Here is a 17,231-nt window from a genome sequence, read left to right as displayed (position 1 = left end):
GCGCGCGTCACTGCCCCACGCCCCGGGCGGCCAGCGCGCGGAAATCGGCCACGGCGTTCGCCGGGGCGCGAGCGCAATAGCCGCCGCCGGCCAGGTCCAACCCGTTGAGCGCGCGCAGACGCACCTGCATCTCGGCCTGCATGAGCGCCACCGCCGCGCAGTTCACCACCGGCGCGTGACCGATCCGCAGCCCGAATTCGGCGCTGACCAGCAACCCGGGCAACACCCCCGCCGGGATGATGACATCCGCGCCGCCCGCCACCATCGGCTCGGCGACCGCGCGCAGCGCGGCAATCATGCGCGCCTGGGCCGCATCGTCGCCCGCAAAAGCCGCCGAAAAATCCGACGGTTCGACATTGAGCCCGGCTACATGCGTAACGCGGCCGCCCAACCCGTAGAGATCGGCCTGCTCGCGGTGCATCGCGCGATACACATCGTCCAGCGTTACCAAGCCCAGGTGCCGACCGTATTGCGCGGCCAGATGCAGCGTCGCCTCGCCCGTGCCGATCACCGGAATCGCGACCGCGGATTTCAGCTCGTAAAGGCCCGGGTCCTGGAAATGACCCATGACGACGGCGTCATAGCCACGCTCGGCGGCCTCGATCCCGTTGTTGATGGCGCTGATCGCGCAGCGAAACTCGGACAGTCGCGAAAAGCCGCGATCCGGCGGCGTGATGCCGTGCACCTCGACCGTGGTGCCCGGGCTGGCGATGGTGTTCAAATAGGTCGTCAGCCGCGCGATATAGGCTTCGCTCGTCTGCGAATCGATAAAGCTTTGCCACCAGATCTTCATTCGTCCTCTCCCTCTACCAGAGCAAGCACGCGCAACGGGCTGCCCGATCCCTCGTGAACCTTGAGCGGCGCGGTCATCAGCATCGCGCCCTTGGGCGGCAGCAGATGAAGGTTGGTCAGGCATTGCAGCCCGTAGCGGCCGGCGCCGTGCAGATAGTGGTGGGCGGGATAGGGCGGTTCGAAATGCCCGCCCTGCCCCGCATCCGTGCCAATGGTCTCGGTGCCAAAGCCCAGAATACCACGCGCATGGACCAGATGCCGAATCGCTTCGGCGTCGGGGCCGGGCGTATGGGCACCATCGTCGCGCAGCCCCGCATAGGCGGCGCCCGATCGGGCCGACCAGTCGGTGCGCATCAGCACCCAACTGCCGGCGGGAATCGCCCCGTGCCGGTCCTCCCAGGCCTCGATCATCGGGCGGGTCAGCAGGAAATCGTCGTCCAGCGCGGCCCCGTCCGAACAGTCGATCACGCACGCCGGCGCCACCATATGCGCGCAGGGCATCGTGTCCACGGTGCCGAGGGGCCGGTCGCGGCCGGTGAACCAATGCGCGGGCGCGTCGAAATGGGTGCCCGAATGTTCGCCAAAGGACAGGTTGTTCCAGTACCACGATGGCCCGGCGGCATCGTAATGCGACACACGCTCGATACGGATCGGGGCGGACGGAGCGAACTCGGGCGGCAGGACGATGGTGGGGAAATCGTCGCGCAGGGTCTGCGTCAGATCGACGATCCGCACGCCGCCGCCGCTCAGCGCCCGGGCCAGGGTTTCCAGAACACGCGTCATGACAGGCTCCCCCGCGCCAGGTCCCGTTCCACGGCCTTCGGGTTTTCCTCGAGCCGGGCGATCAGATCGAGGGCGACATCGCCCACGGCAACCTCCTCGAGCCCCTCGCGCAGGGCCTTCAGGATGGCATTGGCCAGCGCCGGGCCGGTGACGCGGGGCGCGCCCAGGGTCTGGAACCAGTCGTCGTCTGTCGGGCCGGTCAGCACGGTGACAAGCCGCACCCCGCCCGCGCCCAGTTCGGCGCGCAGCACCTGCGACAGCGACAGCGCGGCGGCGTGGGCGGCGCCGTAGCCCGCCCAACCCGGCGGTGTCGCGCGACCAAAGACCGACAGCAGGTTGACCCAGGCGGCAGCGCCGTGGGGACCATCGGCACCGCGTCCGGCCATGGCCGGGCCAAAGGCGCGGGCCAGCCGCATCAAACCTTGCGCGATCACCTCGGACATCTCGCGGGCCTGCACCTGCGCCGCGGGGCCCAGCAGCCCGCCCGGACGCGGCAGGTCGGCGGTGTTGACCAGGATCTCGACCTTGCCGGCCAGATCCGCGGCCAGATCGGTGACCGAGCGGTCCGAGGTGATGTCCAGATCAACCAGACGCACGCCGGCGATCGCCTCGAACGCGGCGCGCGTCGGCAGGGGTTTCCACGCCTCGGGGACGCCCAGATGGACCGAATGGGCCCCGGCCTGGATCAGCGCGCGGGCCAGCGGCAGCGCGGCGAGGTGGCGCGCATCCGTAATCAGCACCCGGCGCGCGGCGGGGTCGGCGGTCATCTCGCGGTATTGCGGATCGGCCTGCATGGCGGCTCCTTTCGGGGCGGCGTGCAGAACGGCCTGCCCCGCGCGGTCGAGCATGAGGGTCAGCCGAACGTCCTGGCCGGGCACCGCGTCGGGGTGCATGTGGACGATCGCCTGAGGGCCGCAGTCCAGCGTCACCAGACCGACGCGCCAGGGGGCGCGTTCGCGGAAATAGGTGTCGGCGGGCATCTCGGCGGTGGTGATCGAGATCACGCGCGCCCCGCGCGGCGCGGGCGCCGTGGCGATCTCGGACAGGCAATCGGGGCAGGCCTCGGGGATTGGCCAGACGAAGCGGCCGCAGCCCCTGCAACAGGGCAGATCAAAGCGCCCCCGAGCGGCCGCGGCGGTCAGCAGATGCGCCGCGCGGCTGCGCGCGTCGGGCGGCAACAGGGGCCGCCGGGTGCGCCGCAGAGGATTGGCCCTGGCGCGGGTCGGACTGGTGTGCGACGGATCGGTCATGCGGCCTCCAGGATTGCGGCGCCCGAGCCCAGCCCGCGGTCGAACACGATCATGCCAAAGCCCGATACCAGCGCGCGCCGGGCCCGCGCCACTTGTCGCGCGCCGGCCTGCCCGGTCAGTTGGCGGATCGACTCGACCAGCCCCAGATATCCGCCCGCACACCCCGCCTGCCCGCAGGACAACTGCCCGCCCGAGGTGTTGTGCGGCAACGATCCGGCGACGCCGAAATCATGGCCGTGAATGAACTCGGCCAGATCCTTGCGGTCACAAAAACCCAGATCGGCGAACTGCATGGCACTGACAAAGGGATAATCGTCATAGGTCTGGACCAGATCGACCGCGCCCGGTTCGACCCCCGCCTGCGCCCACAGGCTGTCAACATCGCGCGCCCAGCCACCACGCAGCATCACCGTGTCGGCCGGAAAGGCGTTGTGGCGTTCGATCGACGCGGTCAGCCGGACAAACGGCAGGCCCTGCGCCCTGGCGGTCTCTTCGCGCAGCACCAGAAAGGCCTCGGCCCCGGCGCAGGGCATCACGCAGTCGAACAGATGGATCGGCGGCGCGATGGGACGGGCGTCCAGATAGGCATCGAGCGTCAGCGCGCCCTTGATCAGCGCCAGAGGATTGAGCTGCCCATTGCCGCGCTGCGCCACGGCGATGCGGCCGAAATCCGCGCGCGTCAGCCCCGTTTCGGCCATGAACGCCTGGGCGATCAGCGAAAAGTTCACATTCGGCCCGCCCGCGCCATAGGGATAGACCGCATCCTGGGCCGAGCGCGAGAAGTTCTCGAGCGAGCGACGAAAGCTCTGCGGCCCGTTCGCATCGGCGCCGATACAGGCGACGATCTCGGCGTCGCCCGCCTGCACCGCCCGCGCCGCGCGGCGCAGCGCCGCGATACCCGACATGCCGCCCAGCGGTTGAAAGTCGATATAGCGCGGCGACAGGCCGAAGTGCTGCGTCAGGCCGATCGTGGTATCCGGGGCCAGCGAAAAGCTGGCAACCGAGAGCCCGTCAAAGACCTTGTGCGAGAGGCCCGACCCTTGCGCCAGCCCGGCCAGCGCGCGACCGATCCACCACTGGGTGGATTTGGGTGCGTTCTTGACCGACGGCACCGTGACCGGCACCGCCAGAACAATCCCGTCATAGCCGCGCGGGCCTGCCATTCAGACCACCGTCAGCTTGACGGCGACATTGCCCCGCGTCGCGTGGGAATAGGGGCACCGTTGATGCGCGCCGTCCACGACCTCGATCGCCGTCTGGCGGTCCAGACCGGGCAGATGCACCGCAAGTTCGACGGCCAGGGCATAGCCGGGATCCACGGGACCGATGCCGACCGTGGCCGTCACGGTGGACTCGGCGGGGATCGCAAGCTTGCGCTGACGCCCGACCAGCGCGACCGCGCCCATGAAGCAGGCGGCATAGCCGGCCGCGAAAAGCTGCTCGGGGTTCGAGCCCTCGCCACCCGGCCCGCCAAGGGACTTGGGCACGCTCAGCGCCATCGACAGGCTGCCGTCGCTGGCCTCGACCCGGCCCGCGCGCCCTCCGGTCGCGGTGACGGTCGCCTCGTACAGGATCTTGTCAGGGGTCATCAGGGTATCCTCATGGTTTCTTGCGTTGGGTGCCCTTGGCGCGGCGCAGGTCCAGCGCCTGGCCATTGGCCACGGCAGCCTGCGCCAGGGCGCGGATTTCGCCACGCTGGAGCTTCTGCGTCGCGCTGACGGGCAGTTCCGTGACGCACATCAGCCAGCCGGGCAGCTTGTGGTAGGACAGCCGCTGCGCCAGCCGGGACAGCAGCGCGTCGGGATCAAAGCCGGTCCCGGCGACAACAAAGGCAAAAACCTCTTCCTCGCGCAGCGCATCCGTCACGGGGGTGACAGCGGCGGTTTCGACGCTGGGATCGGCCAGCAACGCCTGCTCGACCTCGAGCGCCGAGATGTTCTCGCCGGACCGGCGGATGATGCTTTTGCGCCGATCGACGAAATAGAGAAGCCCCTGCGCATCGGCGCGCATCACGTCGCCGGTGTGGAACCAGCCCTCTGTCCAGGCGGATTCGGTCGCGGTTTCATCGCCCAGATAGCCCGAAAAGAACCCGCTCCGCGGCTCGGGGCCCGCGGTCCGGACCACCAGTTCGCCGGCCTCGCCTACCGGCAGGTTGCGCCCGGCCTCATCGACGATCCGCCACTCCATTCCGGCGCGGGGCGCGCCGATGCAGCGGCCGCCCGGGATCGCGGGCAATCCGGCCGTGTCGGTGATCGCGGCGCCGCCGGTTTCGGTCATCGCCCAACCGTCCACGATGGTCATGCCGAACCGATCCTCAAAGGCGGCGCGCTGCACCGGATCGACACCCGGGGCAAAGGTGAAGCGGGCCTTGTGACGGCGGTCATCGGCCGACGCCGGGCGTTGCAGCGCAATGGCCGGAATCACGCCGAGCGCATGCACGATGGTCGCGCCGCTGTCCGCGATCGAGGCCCACCAGCGATCGGGGTGGAACCGGTCCAGCGGCACAATGGCGCCCCCGATCCGGATCATGCCAAGCGCGGTGCACCCCAGCGCATTCATGTGGAAAAAGGGCAGCGGCGTCAGGCTGATCTCGGTATCCGGGGTCATGGCGGCGCAGCCCGGCATGGTCACATACCAGTCGGCAAGTTGCAGGAAATAGCCGTTCGACAGGATGCAGGCCTTGGGCTTGCCGGTGCTGCCCGAGGTGAAAAGCAGCGCCGATTCGTCGTCCAGGGCCCCACCGCCCGGCGCGCGCGGCTGGCGGGACCGGGGCGGCGTTTCGTCCATCCCCGCCACCGGCAGATCCCGCGGCAGGCCCTGCGCCAGCAGCCCCTCGAATCCCGGCGCCGCGATCACCAGTTCGGCCTGCGATACGGCCATCTGGTGGCGCAGTTCCTCGGGGCGCATGTCACCGTTCAGGGGCACGATCGACGCCCCCAACCCGTTCAGCGCCATCCAGTGAAGCAGCATCTCGGGCCGGTTCTCGAGCATCAGCGCCACGCGCGAACCGTGTCCGTATCCCGCCGCCGCATAGGCCGCCCGCAGCCGGGCAACCTGTGCCTCGGCCGCGCCATATGTCAGGCGAAAGCCCTCGGGGGCCCAGGGCAACCGCGCCGAGGCCGGGGCCAGCGCGAAGACCAGGTCCGGCCTGCGCTGCGCGGTCGCAGCAAAGAGGTGGGCTGGGGACGAACACTCTGACACGGGAATCTCCACTTGCGCTCTGCAAAGGGTTCCGCCGAACCGGGCAATATTTCCAATTCAAAATGATTGATTGATTGATGCCGTTTTGCTATCAAAACGCATGGAAGTGAGACAGATTCAGTATTTCGTTGCCATCGCCGAGCTCGAGCATTTCGGCCGGGCCTCGCAGCGTCTGCGCATCGCCCAACCCGCGCTGTCGCGGCAGATGAAACTGCTTGAGGCCGAATTGCGCGTGCCGCTGTTCGAGCGCCTGCCACGCGGCGTGCGGCTGACCCCGGCGGGGCGGGTGTTTCTGGATCATTCCCGGGGCGTCCTGCACCAGCTTGCGCAAGCCGCCGAGGCCGCGCGCGCCGCCGCCGAAGGGCAGCGCGGCACGTTGCGGCTGGGCTTCATCGAGGCCGTTGCCTGGCACGGGCTGATCCCCGACGCGCTGCGGCAGTTCCGCGCCGCGCATCCCGATGTGGACCTCAGCCTTGCGGCGATGCAGACCTCGTTGCAGATTGCCGCGCTCCGGCGCGAGGAACGCGACGCGGCGCTGGTCTACAACGCGACCGGAACCGAGGACCTGACAGTGATCCCCGTGGACCGGCACGAAATCGTCCTGGCGGTGCCCTTCGATTCGCCGCTGGCGGACAAGAAGGTGGTCAGCGTGACCGATCTGAGGGGCCAGCCGATGATCGGCTTCATGCGCAAATCCAGCCCAAAGTTCTTTGACGAGGTGCACACCCGTTTTCGCGAATGCGGTGTCACCCCGCATTATCTGACCGAACTGGAATCGGACACCGAGATTCTGGCCCTGGTCAGTGCCGGGACCGGGATCGGGCTGACCAATTCCATGCAAAGGCACCGGCCCCCGGCGGGCGTGCACCTGTTGCGGGTGCACGATCTGGACGTCTGGCTGGAGCTGTGCCTTGTCCACCGCACCGGCGAAGTGTCCCCGACGCTGCGGCGGTTCATGGATATTCTTGTCGCCCTGTCGGCGCAACAAACCTCGGGAAAGACCCTATGACGACCATGCGCGCCGCCCTTTATGACCGCCATGGACCGGCGGATGTGATCCGGATCCAAACCGTGGCCTTGCCGGACCCCGGACCGGGCGAGGTGCTGGTGCGGCTGGCGGCGGCCAGCGTGACCCCGCTGGACTGGAAGCTGCGCGCGGGCCTGCTGGCGCAGCATTTCACGCTGGATTTCCCCAAGATCCCGGGGCGGGACGGGGCGGGAACCGTGATTGCCTGCGGTCCGGGCGTCGCGCGGTTCGCACCGGGCGACCGGGTCGCCGTCATGGCCCCGCCGGCCGGGCGCGCCGGCACCCATGCCGAGGCCATCGCCGTGCCCGATGCGCTGTGCGTGCCGATCCCCGCGGCGTTGGATCTGATCGAGGCCGGGGCGCTGGTCAACGCCGGGCTCTCGGCCTGGATTGCGCTGTCGCGCGCGCCCGAGGTCGGCCCCGGAACGCGGGTCCTGGTCCAGGCCGGGGCGGGGGCGGTCGGCGGGCTGATCGTGCAACTGGCGGCCGCCCGGGGCGCCGAGGTCACCGCCACCTGTCGCGCCGCGAATGCCGATTATGTGCGGGGGCTGGGCGCGGCGCGGGTGATCGCCTATGACCGGCCCGCGCCGGGCGATCTGCCGCCGCAGGGCGTGGCGTTCGATCTGATGGGCGGCGCGGTGCACGCGGCCTGCTATCCGCTGCTGGCGCCGGGGGGGCTGCTGGTCTGGCTGAACGCCGCCCCGATCGTGGATCGCGCCCGCGACTTTGGCGTGCGCGTGGTGAACGCCGGAATTCGCGACGACGCCCAGGCCGTGGCCGAGGTCCTGACGCGGGCCGCCGACGGCCGCCTGAGCGCCCAGATCGCCGAGCGCCTGCCGCTGGAGCGCGCCGCCGAGGCCCAGACGATGGTCGAGCAGGGCCGCGTCTCGCGAGGGAGGCTGATGATCCTGCCCTGAACCGCGCCGCACCCGGTCGCGGTTGCCCACTGACGGCCCTGGGTCGGTTCCGGCACGCCGCCGACGGAATACGCCGGCGGCGCGCTTGCCGGGTCGGCCAAGCCGTCAGGCGGTCTCGAACAGCGCCGCGGCGCCCATGCCGCCGCCCACGCACATCGACACCACGGCATAGCGCGCGCCCCGGCGCTTGGCCTCGATCAGCGCATGGCCGGTCAGCCGCGCGCCGGTCATGCCATAGGGGTGACCAATGGAAATCGCGCCGCCGTTGACGTTGTAGATCGCGGGGTCGATGCCCAGGTGATCGCGGCAATAGAGCGCCTGGCAGGCAAAGGCCTCGTTCAGCTCCCAAAGGCCGATATCCGAGACCTTGAGCCCGTGCTGCGCCAGGAGTTTCGGAATCGCATGGATCGGGCCGATGCCCATCTCCTCGGGCGCGCAGCCCGCGACCGCCATCCCGCGATAGATGCCCAGCGGCGCCAGCCCGCGCGCGTTCGCCTCGTCCGCCGCCATCATCACCAGCGCGCTGGCGCCGTCCGACAACTGACTGGCGTTGCCCGCCGTGACGCATCCGCCCTCGATCACCGGGGCCAGCGATTGCAGCGAGTCCAGCGTCGTTTCCGGGCGGTTTCCCTCGTCGCGGGCCAGCGTCACCTCCTTGTGCGAGACCTCGCCCGTGGCCTTGTCCCTGACGGCCATTTGCGTGGTGATCGGCACGATCTCGGCATCAAGCCGCCCGCCGGCCTGCGCGGCGGCCGTGCGCTGCTGCGAGACCAGCGCGAATTCGTCCTGCACCTCGCGGCTGATGCCGTATTTCCGCGCCACGAACTCGGCCGTTTGCAGCATCGGCATATAGGCGTGCTCGACCTGCGCCGTCACATTCGCATCGCGCGCCGCCGTCACCGCGTCGAAATACGGCCCTTGCACCAGGCTGATGCTGTCCTGCCCGCCCGCCAGCACGATCTTGCGCCCCTCGGAGCGGATCATCCCGGCAGCGATCGCCACCGCCATCAGGCCCGAGGCGCATTGCCGGTCGATGGTCTGCGCCGGAACCGACACCGGCAACCCGCCGGCAAAGCCCGCATTTCGCGCCAGGTTCATGCCGGCGGTGCCGGCGGCCAGCACGGTGCCCATGATCGAATCCTCGATCTCGGGCCCTTCCAGACCCGCGCGCGACACGGCGTGACGGATCGCGTGGCCCAGCAGCGTCGGCGACTTGGTGGCGTTCAAGGCCCCCCGGAAAGCGCGACCGATGGGCGTCCGGGCGGTCGAAACGATGACAGCGTCCTGCATGGGAACTCCTGAAACAAGGTGGGAAGGAAGGCGGTGAGGCCGGGTGTCGAACACCCTAGCGCGATCCGGACCCGGCCGGCGACGAAAAACCACGCAACGCGGCGGAACACCTTGGCGACGTGGACCTGACGATTTCAAGCCGGCTGACCACACTGCCGCCTAGCTGCAAAGGCCAGCCTTCAACACACCGTCCGGCGGCTCCAACAGGTTCGGCCCCGGCCATGGTCGGAAGCCATCGAGCCCCGCGATCCGGCGGGCTTTCGACGAGACCGGGCAGAGCGACGGCGCGCGCAAGGGCTTGCGACAGCGCCTCGGGCAAGGCGTCGATGTGGACCGTCGCCACCTATGCCCAGGGGATACTGGGGTCACGGCGGCACCTCGGATGCGCCGGGGAGGCTGCGCGCGAAGCCGTTCGAAACCGGACCCTAGAATCCAAAGGCGTGTGGCAGGGCCAGGACGACGGCGGGAACGTAGGTGATGACCCCGAGGCAGAGGACGAGGGCGATCAGGAACGGCCAGAGGTAGCGCACGGTGTCGCCCATTCCGACCCTGGACAGGCCACCCAGAACGAAAAGCAGCAGGCCAAAGGGCGGGGTCACCAGTCCGATCATGATGTTGACGGTGATGAGCACGCCGAAATGCACCGGGTCGATACCCAACGCGGCGACGGCGGGCATCAGCAGCGGCACAAAGACCAGGATCAGCGTGCCGGTGTCGATCAGGCATCCCAGCGCCAGAAACACCAGATTGACGATCAGCAGGAACATCCAGGGCGACAGGTTCCGCGACAGGATCAGGTCGGCAAGCGCACGGTCCAGGCGTTCGGCGGTGACGGCGTAGTTGATCAGGAACGCCCCGGCGATCAGCAGCATGACCACGGTGGCGTTCTGCATCGACACCCGCAGCACCTGCCAGAGCCCTTTGAGATCCAGCGCGCGATAGACCACCGCCGAAAGCAGAAAGGCCCAGATCGCGCCCACGGCCGCGGCCTCGGTCGGGGTGAAGATCCCCGACCAGATGCCGCCCAGCAGGATCATCGGCAGGGTCATCGGCAGCACCGCGGCGATCAATGCCCGGCGGATCTCCGCGCCGCTCATCGCCTCCGATGCCGGCAGACCCATGCGCGGGGCGATGATCGCGATGGTCAACATCAAGGCCAGGCCCATCAGCAGGCCGGGGACGATGCCGCCCAGGAACAGCGCCCCGACCGAGGTGTTCGAATTGAGCGCATACAGCACCATCGGAATCGAGGGCGGGATGATCGGCGCGATCACCGCCGAGGCCGCGGTGATCGCCACCGCCAGCCCTCCTGGATAGCCGCCGACCTTCTGCATCATGCGGATCGACATCATGCCCGGCCCCGCGGCGTCGGCGACGGCGCTGCCGGACATCGACGAGAACACGATGCTGACCAGGACGTTCACATGGCCCAGCCCGCCCCGCGCACGACCCACCATCGCATCGGCCGCGCGCCACAGGCGTTCCGAGATCGTTCCGGCGTTCATCATGTTCGCGGCCAGAATGAACATCGGAACCGCCAGCAGCACGTAGGAACTGAACAGGCTGTTCATCACCTGATCGACCACCAGCCCCATGTCCTGCCCGCCCACCCACAGATAGACAAAGCCCGCGCAGATCATCGCGAAGGGGATCGGAATGCGCATCAGCACCAGGGTCACGAGCACGACAAGTAGCGTGGCAAAAGCTGGGCTCATTCGATCCAGTCCTCGATGTTGGCAGGGGCCGGATCGTCAAAGGGCGTCGCGCGACCGATCAGGCCGATCAACGCGCGCAAGAGCAGGCCGAGGGCAATCAGGCCCTGGAACAGGGCAAAGATCAAATAGACGTGGTTCAGCCGCCAGCGCAGCGCCGGCGTGCGTTCGCGCCACAGGAAGGCGATGTAATCCATCGTGACCGGCAGCGTCGCCAGCAAGATCGCCCCGGCCAGGGCTGCGCCCAAAACCTCGAGCCAGCGGCGCCAGGGGGCGGGCACCGTATCGACCAGCAACCCGACCGCGATCTGGTCACGGTAAGGCACCACCAGCGCGGCGGCACCAAAGATCAACCACAGAAACAGGATCATCGCGAACTCGTCCGACCAGGACGAGGGGGTGCCCATCACGTAGCGTTGCCAGACGGTATAGGCGAGCAGGCCCGCGAGCGCGCCGAACCCGAGGGTCGCCGCCACCTCGGAGAGGCGGCGGACGACTCGGGCACCCGCAAGGAGTGTGAGCAGGATGCGGGCCATGACAGGCTTATCGACCCAGGATCTGGTTCATCAGATCGGTGTTCCACTCGGCCGCCAGATCCGACGCTGCGTAAACGCGATCGGCATTGGCGCGGAACGGCGCCAGATCGATGGCATCGACGCGCAGGCCACGCTCGGAGACCAGGCGGTCCGCGACCGACACCTCGTCGGCCCGACGCTGCTCGTTGTTCCATCCCGCGCCGATCCGGGCGCCCTCACGCAACGCCTGCTGCTGCTCGGCGGTGAGCGCGTCGAAGAAGGGCTTGGAGATCGCGTAGAACACCGGCTGCACCATGTGCGAGGTCAGCAGGACCTGTTCGCTGACTTCGTAGAACCGCGCGGCGTTGAAGATCGTCAGCGGGTTTTCCTGGCCGTCGATGGCGCCGGTCTGAAGCGCGACATAGACCTCGGGCATAGCCATCGGCGTCGGTTCGACCCCCAGCGATTCGCCCAGCAACAGCCATTCGGGCGAGCCGGGCATCCGCAGGCGCACGCCGTGCAGATCCTCGGGGCTGTGCACGTCGCGGGCCTGGTGCAACGCGACCTGGCGCGTGCCGAGATAGGCCACGGCGAGGATCTCGATCCCCATCTGATCGGCGACATCGGCCACAAGTTGCTGACCGATCGGGCCGGACATGACCTCGATCATGTGGTCATAGTCGCGAAACAAGAAGGCGCGGCTCAGGAACCCCCAGGACGGGATCTGCGCCGAGATTTCGGGCGCGGCCATGGTGCTCATTTCCAGGTTGCCGCGCTGGATCGCCGGAACCTCGGTGCCCTGCCGGAACAGCGACGAGGCCGGGTAGGTCTCGACCGTCAGGCCGACATTGGCGTCGGCCACGTGTTGGGCCATCATCTCCATCCCGCGATAGAGGAAATCCCCGGCAGGTCCGGCGGTCGAGAAACGCACGGTTTGCGCCTGGGCCAGCGCCGGGAGGGTGGCCAGTCCGATCGCCGTGATGGCGAGCATCGCGCGCCGGGAAAGAGTGGTAAGGCTCATCTGTCGTCTCCTTGTCGAAGGGGCTCCGCCGTTAGCCGGCGGTCGTTTTCGGGGGTTGAATGGTGGTGGTCAGAGTGCCGATGCCGTCGATCCAGGCCTCGACCCGGTCGCCAACCGACAGAAAGGTCTGCCTGGCCGCGCCGACCCCGGCCGGGGTGCCGGTCAGCACCACGTCGCCCGGGTCGAGGGTCATGATCCGCGACAGGATCGACAGTTGCTCGGCGATCGGAAAGATCATGTCGCCGGTGATGTCGTCCTGCTTGGTCACGCCGTTGACGCGCAACCCCAGACGGATCGCCTGCGGATCGGCAAAGGCCGACGCCGGAACGAAGCGCGGCCCCAACGGGCAACAGGTTTCCTGTGCCTTGCCCGCGACCCAGTCCAGCTTGTAGAATTGCTCGGGCGCCTTGTTCAGGTCGCGCGCGCAGAAATCGACCGCGACCGTGTAGCCGGCAACATGGTCCAGCGCCTCGTCCACACTGACCGCGCGGCACGGCTTGCCGATCACCACGGCCAGCTCGACCTCCCAGTCGAAGGCCTGCGTATCAAGCGGCATGTGGACCGTCGGCCCCTCGCCGACCACGGCATTGCGCGGCGGCTTGAAAAAGAAGAACAGCCGCTGCGTGGACTTGTCTTTGACCGGAAAGCCCATCTCGGCCATGTGGTTGTAATAGTTCGCGCCGGCGCACAGAACCTTGCCGGGATAGAGGACCGGCGCCAGGCGTTTCAGGGTCGGATCGACAAGGTCGGCCGGGTCAACCCGTTCGGCCGCCGCCGTGAGGCTTTTCTCGGCGGCGGACCAGTCGTCGAAGAGCGCGGTGCCGGTGACCGCGCCGGTCCACCCCACCCGCGCCAGCGAGGGCGCCAGACGATAGAGTTTGCCACCCGTTTCAAGGCAGGCGAGCGGTCCTGTCGCCGAATCGACGGTGGCCAGCGCCCAGGGGCAGTCAGGAAAGTCTGTGCTAGTCATGACGGTAACGATCTCCTGCGGCGCCTGCCGTCGTTGCTTGACGGCTTTCATTCTGTGACATACAGTAGATTTCATAAAATCGAACCGTCAACATATAAATTGAGATGTCAGATAAAATCGCGCAATCCGCCTATGACGTCCTGAGGCACGAGATCCTTCATGGCGCGCTGATTCCCGGCGAGCGTCTGCGCGCGGCGGACCTGCGCGAACGCTACAGCCTGGGGCTGACGCCGATCCGCGAGGCGCTCATGCGCCTGGCAAGCGAGGGCATGGTCACCAACGAGGTGAACCGCGGCGCCCGGGTGCGCGCGGTAACGCTGGCCGAACTGCACGACCTGATGCAGACCCGCCGCGAGATCGAGGCCTTGTGCCTGACCAAGGCCATCGCGCGGGGCGATGCCGAATGGGAGGGCGAGATCCTGCGCGCCATGCATCTGCTGGCCCGCGCGCCCTTGCCGGAATCGCCCGAGGACCGCGCCACCGCCGCCGCCTGGGAGGTGCAGCACCGTCAGTTCCATTACGCGCTGGTCTCGGCTGCCGGGTCGGATTGGCTGTTGCAGATATGGCGCGACCTGGCCGACCATTCGGAACGATATCGCAAGTTGCGACTGCTGAATTATCGCAACCTTGCCGCGGACGTGCGCGACGTGAACGCCGAACACCGCGCCATCATGGAGGCCGTGCTGCGCCGCGACACCGCGCAGGCGGTGGCGCTGATGAACACCCATCTGCGCAAGACCGAGCAGGCGGTGGCGCGGCTGCTGACCCCCGATTCCCATGGAAAGGACCCGTCGTGATCCTCAGATCTGCCTTGTTGCTGGGCACGGTGGCCCCCGCCGATCAGCCCGCCTTCGACGCCTACATGCGCGACGCCGTGGTGCCCGAAATCGGCACCTATCCCGGCATTCGCGGCGTGACCCTGCGCAAGCTCGTTCAGGCCGACGAGGGCGCGCCGCCCCTTTATATGCAGTTCGATCTGCTGTTCGAAACCCTGGCGGACATGGAGGCCGCACTGGCCAGCCCCGTGCGCACTGCGGTGCGCGACCGCATCAAGGCAGGCATGGCACCCTTTCAAGGGACCGTGACGCATGTCGTCTCGGAATCGCTGGAGGGCTGAGCCATGGTAGCCAAACGCACGTCGCTGGTCACTGGCGCTGGACAGGGCATCGGTTTTGCCATCGCCCGAGCACTTGGCGTGGCCGGGGACCGGGTGATCCTGCTGGACCTCGATCAGAACAAGATCGACGCCGCCGCCGAATCCCTGCGCGCCGAAGGAATCGATGCGCTGGGTGCTGTCGCGGACACCACCAACCGCGGGCAGATTCAAGCCGTCATGGATGCCGAAGAGCGGATCGACACGGTTGTTACGGCTGCCGGTGTCTACTGGGACCGCAAGCTGGCGGATCTGACCGAGGACGACTTTCGCAAGATGATGGAGGTCAACCTGATCGGCACCTTCATCGCCGCTCAGGAAGGAATCGCGCGGATGACCACCGGCGGACGGGTCGTGACGATCTCGTCGCGTGGGGCCCTGGGTGGCACGCGCTTTGCACATTACGTCGCCTCGAAAGCGGCGGTGGTCGGTTTGACCCGGGCCTTCGCGATGGAATTGCGCGGCACCGGGATCACCGTGAACTCGGTTGCGCCCGGGTTCACCGACACCCCGATGACCCGCTCGGCCCCCGAAGAAATGTTCGAAGCCTGGAGCAAGCTGGAACCCGCAGGCCGTGCCGCCGATCCGTCCGAGATCGCCTCGGCGGTGGTCTGGCTGGCCAGCCCCGAGGCGGCGTTCGTCACCGGCCAGACGCTGTTCGTCGATGGCGGCAAATCGCTAGGTGGGTTGGGCATTTGAAACCAGTCCTGATCACTGGCGCGGGGCTGATCGGCCAGCAATGCGCCAGTCTTCTGTCCGCGCGTGGGCAAGCCTGCACGCTGGTCGATATCCGCCCGCCTTCGCCCTCGGTTCTGTCGCTGCCGGGTGTCGCGTTCATCGAGGCGGATCTCTTGCGCGCACCGTTGCAGGACATGCTGCATGGTATCGACGGGGTCCTTCATACCGCCGCAGTGCTTTCGACGGGATTGCGGGCCGACCCCCTGCGCGGGCTCGAGGTCAACATCATGGGCACCGCGCGCCTGCTGGACGCAGCGCATATGGCCGGGGTTCGCCGGTTCGTGCAGGCCAGTTCGGCAACGGTGGTCTATGCCGGGTTTCCCGCACTGGGCCCCGACCCGATCCCCGAAGATGCCGCCCTTGGCTTGGTCAGCCATCGCCCCGGCAGCCTGTATGCCCTGACCAAGCAAAGTTGCGAGCATCTGGCGCTCTTGTGGCGCGACCTCTACGGGCTTTCCACGGTATCCCTGCGTTTTGCCGCCGTGGTTGGCGGCGAGGCGGATCAGCCGACCAGCGTTCCTGGTCGCCTGATGGCGCGGCTGATCGCGGCGGCGCGGGCCGGGGGCGCGCATAGGCTCGACGACCCGTTCCTGTGGTGGGACGGAACCGAAGAGTTCATCGACCCCCGCGATTGTGGGCGTGCCATGATCGCCGCGCTCGACGCCGACGCCCCGGCGCAGGGGGTCTATTCGATTGCCCATCCGACAGCCTGGACACTGGACGCCGTGGCCCGGGAAATCGCGTCGCGGTTCGGGGCCTTCACGCTATCGGTTCCCGATCACCCGCCGAGCGGGTTCGCCGGCTTTCCGCATCTGCGCCCGGCGCCGACCGACTTGTCGGCCGCCGCGCAAGAGCTGGGTTTCCGGGCGGAACACGGTCTGGGGGATACACTGGAAACCTGGTGGAGAGCGGCATGAACCCCGACGAGATCACGCGCATCGTCGATGTGCCCGTTTCGCCGGACCGGGCCTGGGCGTTCTTTGTCCACCGGTTCGCCGAATGGTGGCCACGCGCGCATTGCTTTTGCGGCGAGGCGAATCTCGACACCCTGTTCATCGACACGCAGGCCGGCCTTTGGGGCGAAGTCACGCGGACTGGCGAGCGCAGGGCCTGGGGCACGGCCCGGTCCGCCGAACCCGGAAGGGCGTTGAGCCTGGGCTGGCAGATGGACGCCACCGTCAGCCCATGGGTGCCCGAAACCGATCCGGCACGGGCCAGCCTGATCGACATCTCGTTCGATGCGCGCGGGGCCGGAACGCGGGTCACCCTGCGCCACCACGGATTTTCGCGCCAGGGCGAGCCGCATGCCCAGGCCATGCGCGACGCCATGATCGGACTGAACCGGTGGCACGCGTGGCTGGCGTTGTTTCGCCTTTTCACCACGCAAGTCAAATAGGCCGACCTTGCCAACCCTCACGGTCCGCGGATGCCACCCGGTTCCAATCGCTCGAAGGTTTGCGCGCGGCCGGTCAGGCAAACAGCGTTGTGAGAGGGGGGCAGCCGAAGTCTCGGCCGTTCGGCTTTCTCAGCCGGGCGATCGACCGTTTGACGGTGGCCGGCCCTCACGGCCGCGTCCCTTGCCCCCGGATCCGGGGAACCGAGGTCATCAATGCCTCGAACCCCGACACGTCATCCGCAAGGTGCCGATGTCCGTCAGGCGCATCCCTGTCCGATGCGTTGCAACGATCGCGGGGACCGGGGCGATCCCTTTGCGGACCCGGGAGGTCGCACGGGGTCCGGAACGATCTGGCCGCGCCTGAACAAGAGGATGGTCGGGGCGATAGGATTCGAACCTACGACCTACGGTACCCAAAACCGTCGCGCTACCAGGCTGCGCCACGCCCCGACAGGGGGCGTCATAG

18 protein-coding genes and 1 tRNA gene are annotated in these 17,231 nt (G+C 68.1%); 7 read left to right on the top strand and 12 right to left on the bottom strand.

The window, feature by feature from the left end; all coding sequences use genetic code 11:
• Positions 1–7: 7 nt before the first annotated feature.
• Genes H6900_08745 through H6900_08720 form a run of 6 tightly spaced genes read right to left on the bottom strand, consistent with a single transcriptional unit; the run spans position 8 to position 6,038 of the window.
• The gene (locus H6900_08745) at positions 8–793 is read right to left on the bottom strand and encodes a hypothetical protein (GenBank protein MCC0073363.1); all 786 of its coding nucleotides are present in this window, start codon (positions 791–793) and stop codon (positions 8–10) included.
• Positions 790–1,575 (bottom strand): cyclase family protein, encoded by a 786-nt coding sequence (locus H6900_08740; GenBank protein MCC0073362.1) that lies wholly within the window; start codon positions 1,573–1,575, stop codon positions 790–792. Before H6900_08740 ends, H6900_08745 begins: the two co-directional genes overlap by 4 nt.
• Positions 1,572–2,825 carry an SDR family NAD(P)-dependent oxidoreductase gene (locus H6900_08735; GenBank protein ID MCC0073361.1) on the bottom strand — a complete coding sequence of 418 codons (1,254 nt, stop codon included), beginning with the start codon at positions 2,823–2,825 and terminating at the stop codon, positions 1,572–1,574. The genes H6900_08740 and H6900_08735 overlap by 4 nt, the downstream gene beginning before the upstream one ends.
• Positions 2,822–3,988, bottom strand: coding sequence for a thiolase family protein (locus tag H6900_08730; GenBank protein MCC0073360.1), 1,167 nt, complete (start codon positions 3,986–3,988; stop codon positions 2,822–2,824). Before H6900_08730 ends, H6900_08735 begins: the two co-directional genes overlap by 4 nt.
• Positions 3,989–4,414 (bottom strand): organic hydroperoxide resistance protein, encoded by a 426-nt coding sequence (locus H6900_08725; GenBank protein ID MCC0073359.1) that lies wholly within the window; start codon positions 4,412–4,414, stop codon positions 3,989–3,991.
• A 10-nt stretch (positions 4,415–4,424) separates the two neighbouring features.
• The gene (locus tag H6900_08720) at positions 4,425–6,038 is read right to left on the bottom strand and encodes an AMP-binding protein (GenBank protein ID MCC0073358.1); all 1,614 of its coding nucleotides are present in this window, start codon (positions 6,036–6,038) and stop codon (positions 4,425–4,427) included.
• Positions 6,039–6,126: 88 nt separating this feature from the next.
• On the opposite strand from H6900_08720, the gene H6900_08715 reads away from it, so the two are divergent.
• A complete protein-coding gene (locus H6900_08715; GenBank protein ID MCC0073357.1) occupies positions 6,127–7,035 on the top strand; it encodes a LysR family transcriptional regulator in 909 nt (302 codons plus the stop codon).
• Between the two features lie 5 nt (positions 7,036–7,040).
• A complete protein-coding gene (locus H6900_08710; protein MCC0073356.1) occupies positions 7,041–7,970 on the top strand; it encodes an NADP-dependent oxidoreductase in 930 nt (309 codons plus the stop codon).
• A 105-nt stretch (positions 7,971–8,075) separates the two neighbouring features.
• On the opposite strand, the gene H6900_08705 is transcribed toward H6900_08710, so the two are convergent.
• The 5 genes from H6900_08705 to H6900_08685 all read right to left on the bottom strand — a co-directional run bounded on the left by H6900_08705 (position 8,076) and on the right by H6900_08685 (position 13,478).
• A complete protein-coding gene (locus H6900_08705) occupies positions 8,076–9,260 on the bottom strand; it encodes an acetyl-CoA C-acyltransferase (GenBank protein MCC0073355.1) in 1,185 nt (394 codons plus the stop codon).
• Positions 9,261–9,685: 425 nt separating this feature from the next.
• Complete coding sequence (locus H6900_08700) at positions 9,686–10,975, bottom strand: TRAP transporter large permease (protein MCC0073354.1); 1,290 nt, start codon at positions 10,973–10,975, stop codon at positions 9,686–9,688.
• Positions 10,972–11,508, bottom strand: coding sequence for a TRAP transporter small permease subunit (locus H6900_08695; protein ID MCC0073353.1), 537 nt, complete (start codon positions 11,506–11,508; stop codon positions 10,972–10,974). Before H6900_08695 ends, H6900_08700 begins: the two co-directional genes overlap by 4 nt.
• 7 nt (positions 11,509–11,515) lie before the next feature.
• Positions 11,516–12,508 (bottom strand): TRAP transporter substrate-binding protein DctP, encoded by a 993-nt coding sequence (dctP, locus tag H6900_08690; protein ID MCC0073352.1) that lies wholly within the window; start codon positions 12,506–12,508, stop codon positions 11,516–11,518.
• 31 nt (positions 12,509–12,539) lie between these two features.
• Positions 12,540–13,478, bottom strand: a complete 939-nt coding sequence (locus tag H6900_08685) for a fumarylacetoacetate hydrolase family protein (GenBank protein ID MCC0073351.1) — start codon at positions 13,476–13,478, stop codon at positions 12,540–12,542.
• 104 nt (positions 13,479–13,582) lie between these two features.
• Between H6900_08685 and H6900_08680 the strand changes: the two genes are divergently transcribed.
• Genes H6900_08680 through H6900_08660 form a run of 5 tightly spaced genes read left to right on the top strand, consistent with a single transcriptional unit; the run spans position 13,583 to position 16,765 of the window.
• Positions 13,583–14,275, top strand: coding sequence for an FCD domain-containing protein (locus H6900_08680; protein ID MCC0073350.1), 693 nt, complete (start codon positions 13,583–13,585; stop codon positions 14,273–14,275).
• On the top strand, positions 14,272–14,595 hold the full coding sequence (locus tag H6900_08675; protein MCC0073349.1) for an EthD family reductase: 324 nt from the start codon (positions 14,272–14,274) through the stop codon (positions 14,593–14,595). The genes H6900_08680 and H6900_08675 overlap by 4 nt, the downstream gene beginning before the upstream one ends.
• Positions 14,596–14,598: 3 nt before the next feature.
• Positions 14,599–15,330, top strand: coding sequence for an SDR family oxidoreductase (locus H6900_08670; GenBank protein MCC0073348.1), 732 nt, complete (start codon positions 14,599–14,601; stop codon positions 15,328–15,330).
• Positions 15,327–16,286, top strand: coding sequence for an NAD(P)-dependent oxidoreductase (locus H6900_08665; GenBank protein ID MCC0073347.1), 960 nt, complete (start codon positions 15,327–15,329; stop codon positions 16,284–16,286). Before H6900_08670 ends, H6900_08665 begins: the two co-directional genes overlap by 4 nt.
• Positions 16,283–16,765 (top strand): SRPBCC domain-containing protein, encoded by a 483-nt coding sequence (locus tag H6900_08660; GenBank protein ID MCC0073346.1) that lies wholly within the window; start codon positions 16,283–16,285, stop codon positions 16,763–16,765. The genes H6900_08665 and H6900_08660 overlap by 4 nt, the downstream gene beginning before the upstream one ends.
• A 373-nt stretch (positions 16,766–17,138) precedes the next feature.
• Here the strand turns inward: H6900_08660 and H6900_08655 are convergent.
• Positions 17,139–17,215 (bottom strand) — tRNA-Pro (locus H6900_08655).
• Positions 17,216–17,231: the final 16 nt, after the last annotated feature.

The organism is Rhodobacter sp., from assembly GCA_020637515.1.
Lineage (GTDB): Bacteria > Pseudomonadota > Alphaproteobacteria > Rhodobacterales > Rhodobacteraceae > Pararhodobacter.
Note: the sequence above shows the minus strand (reverse complement) of the source record. Positions and strands in the feature narration are given on the sequence as shown.